Source organism: Bradyrhizobium cosmicum (genome assembly GCF_007290395.2).
Classification (GTDB): Bacteria; Pseudomonadota; Alphaproteobacteria; order Rhizobiales; family Xanthobacteraceae; genus Bradyrhizobium; species Bradyrhizobium cosmicum.
This window is the reverse complement of the sequence record NZ_CP041656.2, coordinates 1,702,381-1,716,793: the sequence shown is the minus strand read 5'-3', so window position 1 is coordinate 1,716,793 and position 14,413 is coordinate 1,702,381. Positions and strand designations below refer to the sequence as shown.

Here is a 14,413-nt window from a genome sequence, read left to right as displayed (position 1 = left end):
AGAAAATGCCGCTCGCCGGGAAAGGCATGCTGCTGACGTCGATGAACATCGACAAAGCGAATGAGCCCGATTTCAACCGCTGGTACGATCGCGAGCATCTGGAAGAGCGCGTGGCGATCGAGGGTTTTCTGGAGGCGCGGCGCTATGTCGCGCACGCCGCCGATCCCAAATATCTCTCGCTGTATTCGACCGCGACGCTCGACGTGCTCGACAGTCCCGCCTATCGGACGCGGCTCGCCAATCAGACCGAATGGTCGCGGCGAACCATGGCGCATTTCAAGAACATGCTGCGCGTCGTCGCGCGCATCACCATCAGCAAGGGCAGCGGTCGCGGCGCCGCGCTCGGCCTGGTGCGGCTGCGGCCGACAGCGGACAATGCAGGCGCATGGCGTGATGCACTGCAAGAAAAGCTGGCGCCCGAGACGCACGAGGGCATCATCTCGATGCATCTGCTCGAGAGCGAGCCGGAATTATCCGGCGCAACGGCGGATATTCCGGCAACGCGCAACGAAGGCGCACGCGACTGGTTCGTGCTGATCGACGGCACGCATGTCGGCGCCGTCTCTGCCGTGATCGCCGAACGCTTCACCGGCCCGGCTGCAGCGCCCTTTCCGCTTCCCATCTCCGTCGGCACCTACAGCCTGATGTGGGACCTGGCGAAGAGCGACATCGCGCACAGGTGAGGCCTTCATCTGCAGCGCAGCATATTGCACCGCCGCATCGGTGGGCGCGGCGCGTTAATGCTGTGCGCGCGCAGCTCACATGAAAGCGGGTCATCGCGAAAATTTGCCGTTGTACTTCGGAACGGTTCTAATAAGCTAACCCAATGACGTCATTCAGAAACCAGATCGACGCGCATTAAGCGTCCGACAAGCTCAAGAAAAGGCCGCGGGGTCCTTGAGCCTGCGCGGACAGGGTAGGAATGAAACCGACCGATATTGCGGCCCCCGACTACTTTCACAAAGTGGTCGATTGCCAATGGGCCTGTCCTGCGCACACACCGGTTCCCGAATACATCCGACTGATCGCGCAAGGCCGCTACAGCGACGCCTACATGATCAATTGGAAGTCGAACGTGTTTCCCGGAATCCTGGGACGCACCTGCGATCGTCCGTGCGAGCCGGCGTGCCGCCGCGGACGCGTCGAGGAGACGCCGGTCGCGATCTGCCGCCTCAAGCGCGTCGCCGCTGATTTCAAGGACGACATCACGCAGCGCCTGCCGCGCCCTTCCGCGAAGAACGGCAAGCGCGTCGCCTTCGTCGGCGGTGGCCCGGCCTCGCTGACGGTGGCGCGCGATCTCGCGCCGCTCGGCTATCACTGCACGGTGTTCGACGGCGACCCCGAAGCCGGCGGCATGATGCGGACGCAGATCCCGAAATTCCGCCTGCCTAACTCCGTCATCGACGAGGAGACCGGCTACATCCTGGGTCTCGGCGTCGACTTCAAGGGCGGTCACCGCATCGAGAGCATGAAGGCGCTGCTCGCGGAGAAGTATGACGCGATCTTCGTTGGCTCCGGCGCGCCGCGCGGACGCGAGCTCGACATTCCGGGCCGGAAAGAGGCGGCCGGCAACATCCACATCGGCATCGACTGGCTGTCGTCAGTGTCGTTCGGCCACACCGACAAGATCGGCAAGCGCGTCATCGTGCTCGGCGGCGGCAACACCGCGATGGATTGCTGCCGCACCGCGCGCAGGCTCGGCGGCGAAGACGTCAAGGTGATCGTGCGCTCCGGCTTCGAGGAGATGAAGGCCTCGCCGTGGGAGAAGGAAGACGCGCTCCACGAGGATATTCCGATCCTCAACTTCCTCGTCCCCGTTGCCTTCGTTCACGACAATGGCAAGCTCACCGGCATCACCTTCCAGAAAGTGAAGGCCGAATACGATGCCAAGGGCAAGCGTAACCTCGTGCCGTCGGGCGAGCCGGACCAGACCATCGCATGCGACGACGTGCTGGTCGCGGTCGGCCAGGAGAACGCCTTCCCCTGGATCGAGCGCGACTGCGGCATCGAGTTCGACAAGTGGAATATGCCGAAGGTCGACCCGAAGACCTTCGTCTCGACCAATCCGAAGGTGTTCTTCGGCGGCGACGCCGCGTTCGGCCCCAAAAATATCATCTGGGCGGTGGCGCAAGGCCATGACGCCGCGCTGTCGATCCATAAGCTGCTCTCGGGAGAGGACATCACCGAGCGGCCGCTGCCGGAGGTGCAAATCTCCTCGCAGAAGATGGGCATCCATGAATGGAGCTATGACAACGACATCTCCAACGACAAGCGCTTCAAGGTGCCGCATCGCGACAAGGTGATCGCGCTGAAGGACATCCGCACCGAGGTCGAGCTCGGCTACGACGTCAAGCTCGCGCTCGGGGAGGCCGAGCGCTGCCTGAACTGCGACGTCCAGACCGTGTTCTCGACCTCGCTCTGCATCGAGTGCGACGCCTGCGTCGACATCTGCCCGATGGACTGCATCACCTTCACCAACAACGGTGAAGAAGCCGATCTGCGCCAGCGGCTGAAGGCGCCGTCGCTGCATCCGGACCAGGACCTTTACGTCTCCAGTGACCTCAAGACCGGGCGCGTCATGGTCAAGGACGAGGATGTCTGCCTGCATTGCGGGCTGTGCGCCGAGCGTTGTCCCACCGGAGCCTGGGACATGCAGAAATATCTCATCGAAATGACTCACGCAGGTTCGACATGTCCGACAAAAAGCCGCTCAGCAGCGTAAACGACTTCGTCGTCCGTTTCGCCAACGTCAACGGCTCGGGCTCGGCCAGTGCCAACGAGATGTTCGCGCGCGCGATCCTGCGCCATGGCGTACCGGTGAGCCCCCGCAACATCTTCCCCTCCAACATCCAGGGCCTGCCGACCTGGTACGAGGTGCGGGTGACGGAAGACGGCCATCTCGGCGCCCGCGGCGGCGTCGACATGATGGTGGCGATGAACCCGCAGACCTGGGACAAGGACGTCGCCGGCATCGAGCCCGGCGGCTATCTGTTCTACGATTCCACCAAGCCGATGCCGTCGACCAAATTCCGCGACGACATCACCGTGATTGGCGTACCCCTCACCGCGATCACCAACTCGACCTACACCGATCCGCGCCAGCGCCAGCTGTTCAAGAACATCATCTATTTGGGCGCGCTCTCGGCGCTGCTGGACATGGACCCGAAGCTGATCGAGCAGCTGATCGGCGAGCAGTACAAGGGCAAGGAGAAGCTCTTGTCCTCCAACGTTCACGCGCTGCATCTCGGCCGCGACTGGGCGCTGCAGAATTTGAAATGCCCGATCGGGCTGCGGGTGAAGAAGTCCGACAAGGTCGGCGACCGCATCTTCATCGAGGGCAACAGCGCGGCTGCGCTCGGCGCCGTCTATGGCGGCGCCACGGTGTGCGCCTGGTATCCGATCACGCCGTCATCGTCGGTGGCGGAGGCTTTCACCGCCCATTGCAAGAAGTACCGGCACGACCCCGAGACCGGCAAGGCGAAATACGCGATCGTGCAAGGCGAGGACGAACTGGCTTCCATCGGCATCGTCATTGGCGCCTCCTGGAACGGCGCGCGCGCGTTCACCGCCACCTCCGGCCCCGGCATCTCGCTGATGACCGAGTTCATCGGCCTGTCGTACTTCGCCGAGATCCCGGCGGTGATCATGAACATCCAGCGCGCCGGCCCCTCCACGGGCATGCCGACCCGGACCCAGCAATGCGACATCATCGCCTGCGCCTATGCCTCGCACGGCGACACCAAGCATGTGCTGCTGTTCCCGGAGGATCCGGCTGAAGCCTTCGAGTTCGCGGCAGCGGCTTTCGATCTGGCCGAGCGGTTGCAGACCACGATCTTCCTGATGCTCGACCTCGACATCGGCATGAACCACCGGCTCTGCCGTCCGCTGAAATGGGACGATTCCAAGCAGTATGACCGCGGCAAGGTGATGACCGCGGAGATGCTGGAACAGGGCCGCGACTTCGGCCGCTATCTCGACGTCGATGGCGACGGCATCCCCTACCGCACCTATCCCGGCACGCATCCGACCAAGGGCTCCTATTTCACCCGCGGCACGTCGCGTGATCGCTACGCGCGCTACTCCGAGGAAGGCTCGGTCTATGCCGACAACATGCAGCGTCTCGTCCGCAAGTTCGAGACTGCGCAGGATCTGGTGCCACGGCCGCTGCAGGCTAACGCGGAACGGCCGACCAAATATGGCGTGATCTATTTCGGCTCGACCTCGCCGGCGATGGACGAGGCGATCGGATTGCTGGAGGCGCGCGGACATCAACTCGACCGCCTGCGCATCCGCGCCTTCCCGTTCCATTCGAGCGTGGCGAGCTTCCTCGCCGAGCACGACTTCGTCTACGTGGTCGAGCAGAACCGCGACAGCCAGCTGCGCCAGCTCATCGTCAACGAGAACGGCATCGACCCCGTGCGCCTCGTGCCGATAGTGCATTACGACGGCACCCCGATCACCGCCCGCTTCATCGCAAAAGCCATTGGCGACCACCAGGATCACCTCAAGGTGACCCCGCTCCGCAAGGCCGTGTCATGACCTATATCGCCAAGCCGAAATTCCATCATCCGGGCCTCAAGAAGAACGAGCTCGGCTACACCCACCGCGACTACGAGGGCAAGATCTCGACGCTGTGCGCCGGCTGCGGCCACGATTCGATCACGGCCTCGATCATCGAGGCCTGCTACGAGCTGTCGATCGAGCCGCACCGGGTGGCGAAGATCTCCGGCATCGGCTGCTCGTCGAAGACGCCGGACTACTTCCTCGGCAACTCGCACGGCTTCAACACCGTCCACGGCCGCATGCCAAGCGTGCTGACCGGCGCCAACCTCGCCAACCGCGACTTGATCTATCTCGGCGTTTCCGGCGACGGCGATTCCGCCTCGATCGGCTTCGGCCAGTTCGCGCATTCGATCCGGCGCGGCGTCAACATGACCTATATCGTCGAGAACAACGGCGTCTACGGCCTGACCAAGGGCCAATTCTCGGCGACTGCCGACCGCGGCTCGAAGTCCAAGAAGGGCGTCACCAACACCGACAACGCCATCGACCTCGTCGCGATCGCCCTGCAGCTGGGTGCGACCTTCGTGGCGCGCTCGTTCTCCGGCGACAAGACCCAGCTGGTGCCGCTGATCGCAGCCGCGATCGGCCACAAGGGCGCGTCCTTCATCGACGTCATCAGCCCCTGCATCGCCTTCAACAACCACGCCGGTTCGACCAAGAGTTTCGATTATGTCCGCGAGCACAACGATGCTGTGAACCGGCTCGATGTGCTGGTCGGCCGCGATCCGATCGCGGTCGACTATGCGCCGGGCACGGTGCAGGTGGTCGAGCAGCATGACGGCAGCAAGATCGCGCTGCGCAAGATCGACGCCGACTACGATCCGCACGATCGGCTGGGGGCCCAGGCCTTCCTCGCAAAACATGCAGCGAAAGGCCAGATCGTCACCGGCCTGCTCTACGTCGATCCCGACGCGGACGATCTGCACGCCCATCTTAACACGGTCGAGACGCCGCTCAACACGCTGGAAGCGGACACGCTATGCCCGGGCTCGGCGGCGCTGGACAAGCTCAACGCCAGCCTGCGCTGATCATCTGCCCCGCTGAGACGGCTGCCTGACGCGCACGGTGATCTTGTCCGACACGACAGGCGGTTCGAACGGATAGTGCTTGGCGTCGCCCAGCACCAGTTGAAGGGTGTGGGTCCCGGGCGGAAGCTCGAGCAGCGTTTCGGTCTGCCCTGCCCCGAAATGCAGATGCGACTTGTCCTGCGGGATCGGCTCCTTCGGATCGATCGGGTCGTTGACATCGATCAGCAGATGATGGTGGCCGGCATTCTGGTAATCGTCGCCGGCATGGGTCACGCCCATGTTGCGCAAGCCGAACCGGACCAGGAATCCGCCGCGCACTTTCTGCCCATCATACGGGGTGATGAAATAGAGCTTTGCGTCCTTTGGCGCCGTCTTGCCCTGCGGATGGGCGACGCCCGGGAGCAATGCAAGCGCCGCCGAGAGCGCAACGCAGCGAAGGATCTGCATCAGATCGACTCCATCACTCAGGGACTGAGCGCGACACGAAACCCATGCGTCGGGTAGCGAACATTGGTATCGTAGCCGTCGCGGTTGGACGGTCGCACATATCTCGAATCGTTTTTCCAAGAGCCCGAGCGCAGCACGTGCGAGCTGCAATCGCCGCCACTCCACGCCGAGCCGTCAGTGGGCGCCCCCTGATAGGTCTTGTGCCAGCAGTCCTCGACCCATTGATCGACGCCGCCGCCCATGTCGTGGAGGCCAAACGGATTGGGCTTGAAGCTTCCCACTTTTACCGGCTGCTCGGACGCGGCAGCGCCGCAGTCCTTGCACCCGGCCATGCCCGGCTGGAGCTTGTCGCCCCACCAATATTTGGTCGACGTTCCACCGCGCGCGGCATATTCCCATTCGGCCTCGCTGGGGAGCCGGTAAGCTCTCTTCGTCGCCTTCGCGAGATAGGCGACATATTGCTGAGCGTCGGTCCAGCTGACATTGGTGACCGGCGCGTCATCGTTGCCGATGGCCGCGAAGCCGCACTCTTTTGCAGCCGCGCACTCGTTCCACTCCTGCACCGTCACCGGATATTTGCCGATCGAGAACGGCTTGACCGTGACCTGGTGAACCGGCCGTTCGGTCGGATCGTCATTGCTTCCCATCGCGAAGCTGCCGCCGCGGATGGCGATCAATTCGGGTTCACGGAGCGGCGTTGCCGAGGGACTGGACACCGGTGCAGGCGGAGGTGACGAGGCAAGCGAGGGCGATGGCTGCGGCGTCTGCACGGCCGCTTCGCGCGGCGAAGGCTCCGGGCTCGGGGACGCGACCGGAGACACGGCTGGCGCAGCGGCCTGCTGGCCGACCCTGCCCGGCTGCGCGAGCAAATACCAGAGCACGCCCGCGGCAATCATCATCACGGTGATACTTAGGAGAACGAGCAGAACGTTCTCGCGACGGCCGCGCGTCTTGCCGACCGCATCCGCGTCGGGCAGGACGCGATAGACACGGACGGGATCGGTGATGTTCTTGACCTTGCGATCCCCGAGCGATTCATAACCGCACACCACCTTGTGCTTGATCTGTTCGTAGATCGCGCCCGAGATGTAGACCTGACCGGGCTCGGCGATGCCCTCGATGCGTGAGGCGATGTTGACGCCATCGCCGTAGACATCGTCCGGTTCGACGATGACATCACCGAGATTGACGCCAATCCGGTATTCGATCCGAGTATCCTTCGGAAGCGAGGCATTGCGGCCGACAAGATTTTGCTGGATGACGATGCTGCATCGAACAGCCTCGACAGGGCTGTCGAAAATGGCAATGAAGCCGTCGCCCGTCGTCTTCACCAGACTTCCGTGGTGTTCGACGATGCTGGGTTGGATGAGATCCCGCTCGATCCGCTTGACGCGGACATGCGTGCCTTCCTCATCGACCTGCATCAAGCGGCTGTAGGACGCGATATCGCCGACAATAATGGCTGCGAGACGACGCGGCATCACGCCATGCGGCGGCGGCTCGTCCTGATTTCCAGATTTGAAGTTGCGAATTTCGCCCATTGCGGCGTACTCCACCAACTTGCAAGTGGCGAGATTAACCTACGACGTCGAGAGGCGATTGTCTGTGAAGGCTATCACATTGACGGACCGGGACAAATGTCTAAGCAAATCGCAATATCGGGTTCCAGAGAGCGAAGGCCGCACGGAGCTTGAACCTTCCCGGTCCTAGCAGCGACTAAATCTTCTCGCGAAACCTGGACTCTACCCTGCGATCGCGTTGTCCACGTAGCTGGAACATCGGCCCGGCACTGCCGGGAGATTCCGCGCCGCTTTAGCCGACAGGCACCGGCTCGGCCTCGGGCTCGGGCTCCGGTACGGCGTCGTCAGAATGGGCAGGTCGTCCGGCGCCCCAATATTGCTTGCAGATCTCGAGCAATGTTCCGACGTCCATGGTCAGGCCGCCGGCATTGACGACCACGCCATCGGCGCCGAGCGCCTTGCTCATCAATGCGCGCGTCAGAAATCCTCCGGCAAATCGCTTGGCGACAAGCGGATCGACCTTGAGCACGACGCACTTCTGCGCGCGCTGGTCCCAGATCTGTATCTTCCGCACGGCGCTCCAGGCGATGGTCTCGTCGGCGAGTCTGGTGTCGCGAATGCCGACACGGTTGATGAAGACCACCGGCGCCCTGGCGGTGGCCAGCCTCCAGAGCATCCTGCAGGTGGCAAGGCCGAAAAACACCGCGCCGATATAGCAGGCGGCGAGCTCGAACGTGGTGACGCCCTTGCCTTCCTGCCAGGTGAAGGCGAGCCCGGCACAGAGCAGCGTCAGCAGCAGGCAGGCGCCGAAGATCATCAGCAGCCGTCCCCGGGAATAGCCGATCGTGACGTGGGGCAAGTTCTGACTTACGGACATGTTCGACCGCCACCAGTCTTTTGCAACAACCTGGGGTTTAGGAACGCCCCTCCTTCTAAGGTGTTAAGGCTGGAACCTTGCGCGAGGCTCCCCACGGGAGTGCGAAGCATTCGCACGTGAACGCGCTGCGCCCGGCTTGCGACTAACTGCCAGTCGACCCCGCTGTCCCGATGCGGGCCGTTCACGCGCCCGGTGCGACCATGAAAGCTGCCCTCATCCTTCCATTCGTCCTTGCTGCATTCGTCGGCGCCGCCCGGGCCGGCGACGGCGACGACATCCGCGAGGCGGGCAAGACCGAGGCGGACAGCTTCGATGCGCGAATGTATGCCGGGGCGCCCGGCAGCAAGGCCTATGCCTGCTTCGTCCGCCGCTACGATGCCGAGCACCTGGCGCGACATCCGAAGCAGAAGGTCGCCGCCGTGAAGCTGCTGGTTTCGGCCGAACTCGACAGGGAGGACAAGCAGGTGCACAATTCCTTCCGGCTCGGCTTCAGATATCGCCATCGCTCCGGCGATTTCGACTCCAGCGGCTGGTGCAGCCATGTCGTGTTCACAAAAGACGGCAACGAGGTGCGGCTCGGCTGCGGCGTCGATTGCGAGGGCGGCGGCATCGGCGTCGCGCTTTCGAAGGACGACAAATCGGCGATCGTGCGGCTCGAGCGGGTCAGGGTCTGGCAGAACAACAAGCCGGATGACGAAGCCGAGCAATCGCTGGTCGCCGGCGCCGACGACGGGATTTTCCGCCTCGACCGCACCGGCATCGGCGAGTGCGCCTCGCTGGTGACCGACCGCGAGGAACTCGCCGCGCTCCGCCACAAATGATATGTCTCCGGCGAAGTCAGGCTTAATCGAGGAGATCGCCATGAACCGCCGGAACATCCTGTGGAGCGCCTTGTCTGCCTTCGGCACGGCGTTCGGCGTCTCGCGTGCCCAGGCCGCAACGGAAGCCGGCGCGGGCAGCAAGCTCAGAGTGGTCTATCACCTCAGCGACGCCGAGAAGGTCAATTTCGTGCTCGGCAACATCCAGAACCACATCGACGGCGTCGGCGGACCCGAGCATGTGACGATCGCGCTGGTGATCCATGGGCCGGCGCTGAAGGCGTTTCACTCGGCACAGGCCAACCCCGATATCAGCAAGCGCGTCGGCGATTTCTCCAGGGACGGCGTCGAGCTCGCCGCCTGCGGCAACACGATGAAGGCGCAGAATGTCACGCTGACGGATCTGCTGCCCGGCTTCGTCAGCGCGGAGCAAGGCGGCGTGGTCCGTTTGGCCGAGCTGCAGTCGCAGGGCTATCTGTATCTGCGGCCGTAGGGTTTGCCGCGAAGGCGATGCCACATTCGCCGTCATTGCGAGCGAAGCGAAGCGATCCAGAATCTCTCCGCGGAGAATTCTGGATTGCTTCGTCGCAAGCGCTTCTCGAGAGATATCGCTCTTGACTTACCCATAACCACACGGTTATGAATTAATCCATAACTTACAGGTTATGGATCACCAATGCCCGCCGCTCCCGACCTTCTGTTCCGGACGCTCGCCGACCCAACCCGGCGGGCGATCTTCGAGCGGCTGTGCCGCGAGGGGGAGCAGACGGTCGGGGCGCTGACGGCGCGATCGGGCGTTTCCCAGCCGGCGGTGTCGAAGCATCTTGGCGCGCTGAAGCAGGCCGGTCTCGTCCGCGACCGCCACGAGGGACGGCAAACCCACTACAGCGCGCAGCCCGGTGCGCTCAATCCGCTGATCGACTGGACCAGCCAGATGGCCGGGTTCTGGCAGAACCGGCTCGATGCGCTCGACGATCTCCTGAAGAGGATGGACCAATGACAGAAGCCGCAGCCGAGATGCGCTCCGTGGTGATCGAGCGCGAATTTGCCGCCCCGGCGGAGCGGATCTGGCGCGCGCTGACGCAGCCGCATCTGATCGAGGAATGGCTGATGAAGAACGACTTCAAGCCCTCGGTCGGTCATCGCTTCAACCTTCGCGGCGAATGGGGCGGCGTGCTGGACTGCGAGGTGCTCGCCATCGAGCCGCAGCGCATGCTCGCCTACACCTGGAACTTCTCGCATGCGGACGCGGCCTTCGATCTGAAGAGCGTGGTGACCTTCACGCTCACCCCGACGGGCGCGGGCACTCACCTGCGCGTCGAGCAAGCCGGCTTCAGCCCGACACAGAAGCAGGCCTATGGCGGCGCACATGCCGGCTGGAAGCAATTTCTCGCCAAGCTGGACGAGGTGCTGGCGCGGGTTGAGTAGCCACGCCACCAGCACAGATCAATTCTCAAGGGAGGTCCCAATGAACTCGAACATGCGGATTCGGCAGATCCATCGCTGGCTGTCGATCGCGTTCACGATCGCCGTCATCGCCAACATCGTCGCCATGATTCAGCAAATCCAGGCCGCATGGATCGGCTTCCTCGCGCTTGTGCCGCTGATCCCGCTGTTGATCACCGGGCTATATCTGTTCGCGCTGACCCATCTCAGCCGACGCAGCAACGCGTGAACGAGGCGACCATGAAAAAAGCTGTCACGGCAAAGACAAGCAGCCCGACGAAAGCTGACAGTGCTTCGCCGTCCAAGATGATCGACGGCAGGATCAAGGAGCTCGGCGACTGGCGCGGCGAGATGCTCGAGCGAATCCGTGCCCTGATCAAGGAGGCCGACCCTGATGTCACCGAGGAATGGAAGTGGCGCGGCGTTCCCGTGTGGGAGCACGACGGCATCATCTGCACCGGCGAGACCTACAAGGCGGTGGTGAAGATGACGTTTGCGAAGGGTGCAGCGCTGGATGACCCGTCCGGCCTGTTCAATTCCAGCCTTGAGGGAAACGTGCGGCGCGCGATCGATTTTCACGAGGGTGCGAAGATCAATGAGAAGGCGTTGATGGCGCTGATCCGCGCGGCGGTCGAGCTGAATGCGTCGAAGAAGAAGCCGGCCAAGAAGCCGGTTTAGAGCATCCTTGGTGAAGGCCAGCGCATGCGCCTCGTGCTTCGAGACGATCGCTTCCAGCGGTCTCCTCAGGATGAGGCCAAGCAGCATCTCGATTCGTGGAAATTGCAACCACGCACTCCCCCCTCATCCTGAGGGCCCGCCAAAGGCGGGCGTCTCGAAGGATGGGCTGCGGGCGAGCTATCCGCCACGTCGGTGCGACAGGAGCAGCCAGCCCCCTCAGGCCGCCGCGGTGACCGGGCGCGGGCTTACGACATATTCGCGCAGCACCTTGTCGTTGGCGTCGACCTCGATCAGCGAGACGTCGTAGGTCCAGAGATCGGCGAGGTGCTGGAGCACCCGCTTGGCGTCGGTCTCGTTGAGCTGCGCGCCCTTGATGACGTGGTGGTGCAGGATCAGCCGGCGGTCGCCGGAGAGATCGACGTCGACCACCTCGATGTTGGCGTCGATGTAGCCGACATCGTGCTGCCGCGCCAGCTCACGCCGCACGCGGCGGAAGCCGCGCTCATCATGGATCGCATCGACCCTAATGCCCGCACGCTCCTCGGGATCGTCGTGCAGATGGAACATGCGGAGCTGCCGCATCAGCTTCGGGCTCAGGAACTGGGCGATGAAGCTTTCGTCGCGGTAGTTGGCCCAGACGTCGCGCAGCACGCCCATCACGTCGTTCTTGCCGGCGATATCGGGGAACCATTCCCGATCCTCGTCTTCCGGCCTGGTGACGATGCGCTCGATGTCCTGCATCATGGCGAAGCCCAGCGCATAGGGATTGAAGCCCGAGAAGCGCCGATCATCGAATTCGGGCTGGAACACCACGTTGGTGTGCGATTGCAGGAATTCGAGGAAATTGCCGTCGGTGATGCGGCCAGTCTGGTGCAGCTTGGTCATGATGCGGTAGTGGACGTAGGTCGCGGTGCCCTCGTTCATGACCTTGGTCTGGCTCTGCGGATAGAAATATTGCGCGATGTGGCGCACGATGCGCAGCAGTTCGCGCTGCCAGGGAGCCAGCCGCGGCGCGCTCTTCTCCAGGAAATAGAGCAGGTTTTCCTGCGGCAGGCCGAGCAGCTTGCGGCGGCGCTCGAGGCTGAGCGTGGACTTGCTCTTGGCGGCGCCCTTGGGGACCGTCCGCCAGAGATCGTTGAAGACCTCCTCCTCGTGCTGACGGCGCCGCCCCGCCCGCTTCTCCTCGGCGCGCAGGTCGAGCTTCTTCTTGCCGGGATAGCGGTCGATGCCGTGCGACATCAGCGCATGCGCAGCGTCCAGCGTGCGCTCGACCTCGGTGCGGCCGTAGCGCTCCTCGCATTGCATGACGTAGGTCTTGGCGAAATCGAGATAGTCCAGGATGCCGTCGGCGTCGGTCCACTGCTTGAACAGATAGTTGTTCTTGAAGAAGTGGTTGTGGCCGAAGGCGGCATGCGCGATCACCAGCGTCTGCATTGTCGCCGTGTTCTCCTCCATCAGATAGGAGATGCAGGGCGAAGAGTTGATCACGATCTCATAGGCGAGGCCCATCAGGCCCTTGCGGTAGGAGGCCTCGTGATAGGCGAACTGCTTGCCGAAGGACCAGTGCTTGTAGAACAGCGGCATGCCGACCGAGGAGTAGGCATCCAGCATCTGCTCGGCGGTGATGACCTCGATCTGGTTCGGATAGACGTCGAGCCCGAGATCGTTCTTCGCCACCTCCTCGCAGGCATCGGTGATGCGCTGCAAGGTGTGAAAATCCCAATCCGCGCCTTCGAACAATCTTTCCGTCATGGAGCAGCTTTCTCCTGGGCAGTTTCGCGGCGCTGGAACAGATCGTGGAACACCGGGAAGATCTCGCTGCGCTCGCTGACCTTGCGCATCGAGAGCGGTGCGCCGCCGTTGCGCAGGCGCTCGTAGAGAGTCCAGAGCGAGGAGTCGGAGAGATCGAAGGCGCTGCCGCCCGATTCCCCGACCTCGAGATAGGCGAAGAACTGGCAGACCGGCAGGATCTTGTCGGTCAGCAGCATGCCGGTGAGCTCGCCGTCGGAATAGGAATTGTCGCCGTCGGAGGCTTGCGCGGCGTAGATGTTCCAGTCCGCCGGGCTGAAGCGCTCGCGCACGATCTCGTGCATCGCCTGCAGCGCGCTGGAGACCAGCGTGCCACCCGAGGCCGGGCCGTAGAAGAAGGTCTGCTCGTCCACCTCCTCGGCGCGGTCGGTGTGGCGGATGAAGACGATCTCGACATGCTTGTAGCGGCGCTTCAGGAACACGTAGAGCAGCATGTAGAATCGCTTGGCGAGATCCTTCATGTGCTCGGACATCGAGCCCGAGACGTCCATCAGGCAGAACATCACGGCCTGCGCGACGGGCTTGGGCACCGTCTCGAAGCGCCGATAGCGGATGTCGATCGGATCGATGAACGGAATCCGCTTCGACTTCGCCTTCAGCTTTTCGAGCTGGGCGAGCATCAGCAAGCGCTCGTCCTCGTCCGTGCAATCGGCGATTGCCGCTTCCAGCTCCTCGATCTCGTCCTTACTGGGGCGCTTGAGCGCGATACGACGCGCCATCGCGCGCCGCACGGTCCGACTCACCGAGATGTTGGAGGGCGAGCCCGATGTGGTGTAGCCGGCGCGCTGGATACCTTCGCTCTCGGTCTGCGCGATCTTGCGTTTGGCCAGATCCGGCAGCTCGAGATCGTCGAGGAAGAGATCGACGAACTCGTCGCGGCTGAGCACAAAGCGGAAGGCATCCTCGCTGTCGCCTTCGCCAGGGCCGGAATCCTTGGCGCTGCCCTGGCCGGAGCGCTGGAGATAGTCCCCCTCGACGAACTTCTTGTTGCCGGGCAGCACCATGTCGCGCGTCCCGCCTTCACGGCGGAACCGCGGCTCGTGCATGCCGTCGAGCGGGATCGTGACCTCACCACCCTCCAGGACGTCCTTGATGTCGCGTTCCTGCGAGGTCTTCTTGACGGCGCCCTGCACCAGGGATTTGGCCCGACGCAAGAACCGCTGGCGGTTCTCAAGACTCTTGCCGCCTGGATTCAGGCGCCTGTCAATGATGTGAATGGCCACTTTC

15 protein-coding genes are annotated in these 14,413 nt (G+C 63.2%); 10 read left to right on the top strand and 5 right to left on the bottom strand.

What is annotated here, in order from left to right:
* Window positions 1-5 precede the first annotated feature (5 nt).
* The 4 genes from FNV92_RS08000 (at window position 6) to FNV92_RS07985 (ending at window position 5,591) form a co-directional block, all read left to right on the top strand.
* Entirely contained in the window at window positions 6-683 is a 678-nt protein-coding gene (locus FNV92_RS08000) for a DUF4286 family protein (RefSeq protein WP_143841424.1), read from the top strand.
* Window positions 684-922: 239 nt separating this feature from the next.
* A complete protein-coding gene (locus FNV92_RS07995) occupies window positions 923-2,722 on the top strand; it encodes an FAD-dependent oxidoreductase (protein ID WP_015684121.1) in 1,800 nt (599 codons plus the stop codon).
* Complete coding sequence (locus FNV92_RS07990; protein ID WP_168213306.1) at window positions 2,692-4,539, top strand: 2-oxoacid:acceptor oxidoreductase subunit alpha; 1,848 nt, start codon at window positions 2,692-2,694, stop codon at window positions 4,537-4,539. The genes FNV92_RS07995 and FNV92_RS07990 overlap by 31 nt, the downstream gene beginning before the upstream one ends.
* Window positions 4,536-5,591 carry a 2-oxoacid:ferredoxin oxidoreductase subunit beta gene (locus FNV92_RS07985; protein ID WP_143841426.1) on the top strand — a complete coding sequence of 352 codons (1,056 nt, stop codon included), beginning with the start codon at window positions 4,536-4,538 and terminating at the stop codon, window positions 5,589-5,591. Before FNV92_RS07990 ends, FNV92_RS07985 begins: the two co-directional genes overlap by 4 nt.
* Here the strand turns inward: FNV92_RS07985 and FNV92_RS07980 are convergent, their stop codons facing one another.
* The 3 genes from FNV92_RS07980 to FNV92_RS07970 form a co-directional block, all read right to left on the bottom strand.
* Complete coding sequence (locus FNV92_RS07980; RefSeq protein ID WP_168213307.1) at window positions 5,592-6,038, bottom strand: DUF4399 domain-containing protein; 447 nt, start codon at window positions 6,036-6,038, stop codon at window positions 5,592-5,594.
* A gap of 17 nt (window positions 6,039-6,055) precedes the next feature.
* Window positions 6,056-7,579 (bottom strand): SUMF1/EgtB/PvdO family nonheme iron enzyme, encoded by a 1,524-nt coding sequence (locus tag FNV92_RS07975; RefSeq protein WP_143841428.1) that lies wholly within the window; start codon window positions 7,577-7,579, stop codon window positions 6,056-6,058.
* 271 nt (window positions 7,580-7,850) lie between these two features.
* Window positions 7,851-8,435, bottom strand: coding sequence for an STM3941 family protein (locus FNV92_RS07970; protein WP_143841429.1), 585 nt, complete (start codon window positions 8,433-8,435; stop codon window positions 7,851-7,853).
* A gap of 200 nt (window positions 8,436-8,635) precedes the next feature.
* Between FNV92_RS07970 and FNV92_RS07965 the strand changes: the two genes are divergently transcribed.
* The 6 genes from FNV92_RS07965 (at window position 8,636) to FNV92_RS07940 (ending at window position 11,377) form a co-directional block, all read left to right on the top strand.
* Complete coding sequence (locus FNV92_RS07965) at window positions 8,636-9,256, top strand: hypothetical protein (protein WP_143841430.1); 621 nt, start codon at window positions 8,636-8,638, stop codon at window positions 9,254-9,256.
* Window positions 9,257-9,296: 40 nt separating this feature from the next.
* A complete protein-coding gene (locus FNV92_RS07960; protein WP_143841431.1) occupies window positions 9,297-9,746 on the top strand; it encodes a DsrE family protein in 450 nt (149 codons plus the stop codon).
* 183 nt (window positions 9,747-9,929) lie between these two features.
* Window positions 9,930-10,253 carry an ArsR/SmtB family transcription factor gene (locus FNV92_RS07955; RefSeq protein WP_015684113.1) on the top strand — a complete coding sequence of 108 codons (324 nt, stop codon included), beginning with the start codon at window positions 9,930-9,932 and terminating at the stop codon, window positions 10,251-10,253.
* Window positions 10,250-10,681, top strand: a complete 432-nt coding sequence (locus tag FNV92_RS07950) for an SRPBCC family protein (RefSeq protein WP_143841432.1) — start codon at window positions 10,250-10,252, stop codon at window positions 10,679-10,681. Before FNV92_RS07955 ends, FNV92_RS07950 begins: the two co-directional genes overlap by 4 nt.
* 40 nt (window positions 10,682-10,721) lie before the next feature.
* Complete coding sequence (locus FNV92_RS07945) at window positions 10,722-10,928, top strand: hypothetical protein (RefSeq protein ID WP_015684111.1); 207 nt, start codon at window positions 10,722-10,724, stop codon at window positions 10,926-10,928.
* 11 nt (window positions 10,929-10,939) lie between these two features.
* On the top strand, window positions 10,940-11,377 hold the full coding sequence (locus FNV92_RS07940) for a DUF1801 domain-containing protein (protein ID WP_143841433.1): 438 nt from the start codon (window positions 10,940-10,942) through the stop codon (window positions 11,375-11,377).
* Window positions 11,378-11,593: 216 nt separating this feature from the next.
* Here FNV92_RS07940 and FNV92_RS07935 read toward each other — a convergent pair whose 3' ends face one another.
* Window positions 11,594-13,129: a SpoVR family protein gene (locus tag FNV92_RS07935; protein WP_143841434.1), complete on the bottom strand. Its 1,536-nt coding sequence runs from the start codon at window positions 13,127-13,129 to the stop codon at window positions 11,594-11,596.
* Window positions 13,126-14,403, bottom strand: coding sequence for a YeaH/YhbH family protein (locus tag FNV92_RS07930; RefSeq protein ID WP_186355516.1), 1,278 nt, complete (start codon window positions 14,401-14,403; stop codon window positions 13,126-13,128). Before FNV92_RS07930 ends, FNV92_RS07935 begins: the two co-directional genes overlap by 4 nt.
* Window positions 14,404-14,413 lie beyond the last annotated feature (10 nt).

Excerpts from the sequence above, each read along its gene's own strand:
- FNV92_RS08000 (WP_143841424.1), top strand. The coding sequence starts at position 6 with ATGCCGCTCGCCGGGAAAGGCATGCTGCTGACGTCGATGAACATCGAC.
- FNV92_RS07995 (WP_015684121.1), top strand. The coding sequence starts at position 923 with ATGAAACCGACCGATATTGCGGCCCCCGACTACTTTCACAAAGTGGTC.
- FNV92_RS07990 (WP_168213306.1), top strand. The coding sequence starts at position 2,692 with ATGTCCGACAAAAAGCCGCTCAGCAGCGTAAACGACTTCGTCGTCCGT.
- FNV92_RS07985 (WP_143841426.1), top strand. The coding sequence starts at position 4,536 with ATGACCTATATCGCCAAGCCGAAATTCCATCATCCGGGCCTCAAGAAG.
- FNV92_RS07980 (WP_168213307.1), bottom strand. The coding sequence starts at position 6,038 with ATGCAGATCCTTCGCTGCGTTGCGCTCTCGGCGGCGCTTGCATTGCTC.
- FNV92_RS07975 (WP_143841428.1), bottom strand. The coding sequence starts at position 7,579 with ATGGGCGAAATTCGCAACTTCAAATCTGGAAATCAGGACGAGCCGCCG.
- FNV92_RS07970 (WP_143841429.1), bottom strand. The coding sequence starts at position 8,435 with ATGTCCGTAAGTCAGAACTTGCCCCACGTCACGATCGGCTATTCCCGG.
- FNV92_RS07965 (WP_143841430.1), top strand. The coding sequence starts at position 8,636 with ATGAAAGCTGCCCTCATCCTTCCATTCGTCCTTGCTGCATTCGTCGGC.
- FNV92_RS07960 (WP_143841431.1), top strand. The coding sequence starts at position 9,297 with ATGAACCGCCGGAACATCCTGTGGAGCGCCTTGTCTGCCTTCGGCACG.
- FNV92_RS07955 (WP_015684113.1), top strand. The coding sequence starts at position 9,930 with ATGCCCGCCGCTCCCGACCTTCTGTTCCGGACGCTCGCCGACCCAACC.
- FNV92_RS07950 (WP_143841432.1), top strand. The coding sequence starts at position 10,250 with ATGACAGAAGCCGCAGCCGAGATGCGCTCCGTGGTGATCGAGCGCGAA.
- FNV92_RS07945 (WP_015684111.1), top strand. The coding sequence starts at position 10,722 with ATGAACTCGAACATGCGGATTCGGCAGATCCATCGCTGGCTGTCGATC.
- FNV92_RS07940 (WP_143841433.1), top strand. The coding sequence starts at position 10,940 with ATGAAAAAAGCTGTCACGGCAAAGACAAGCAGCCCGACGAAAGCTGAC.
- FNV92_RS07935 (WP_143841434.1), bottom strand. The coding sequence starts at position 13,129 with ATGACGGAAAGATTGTTCGAAGGCGCGGATTGGGATTTTCACACCTTG.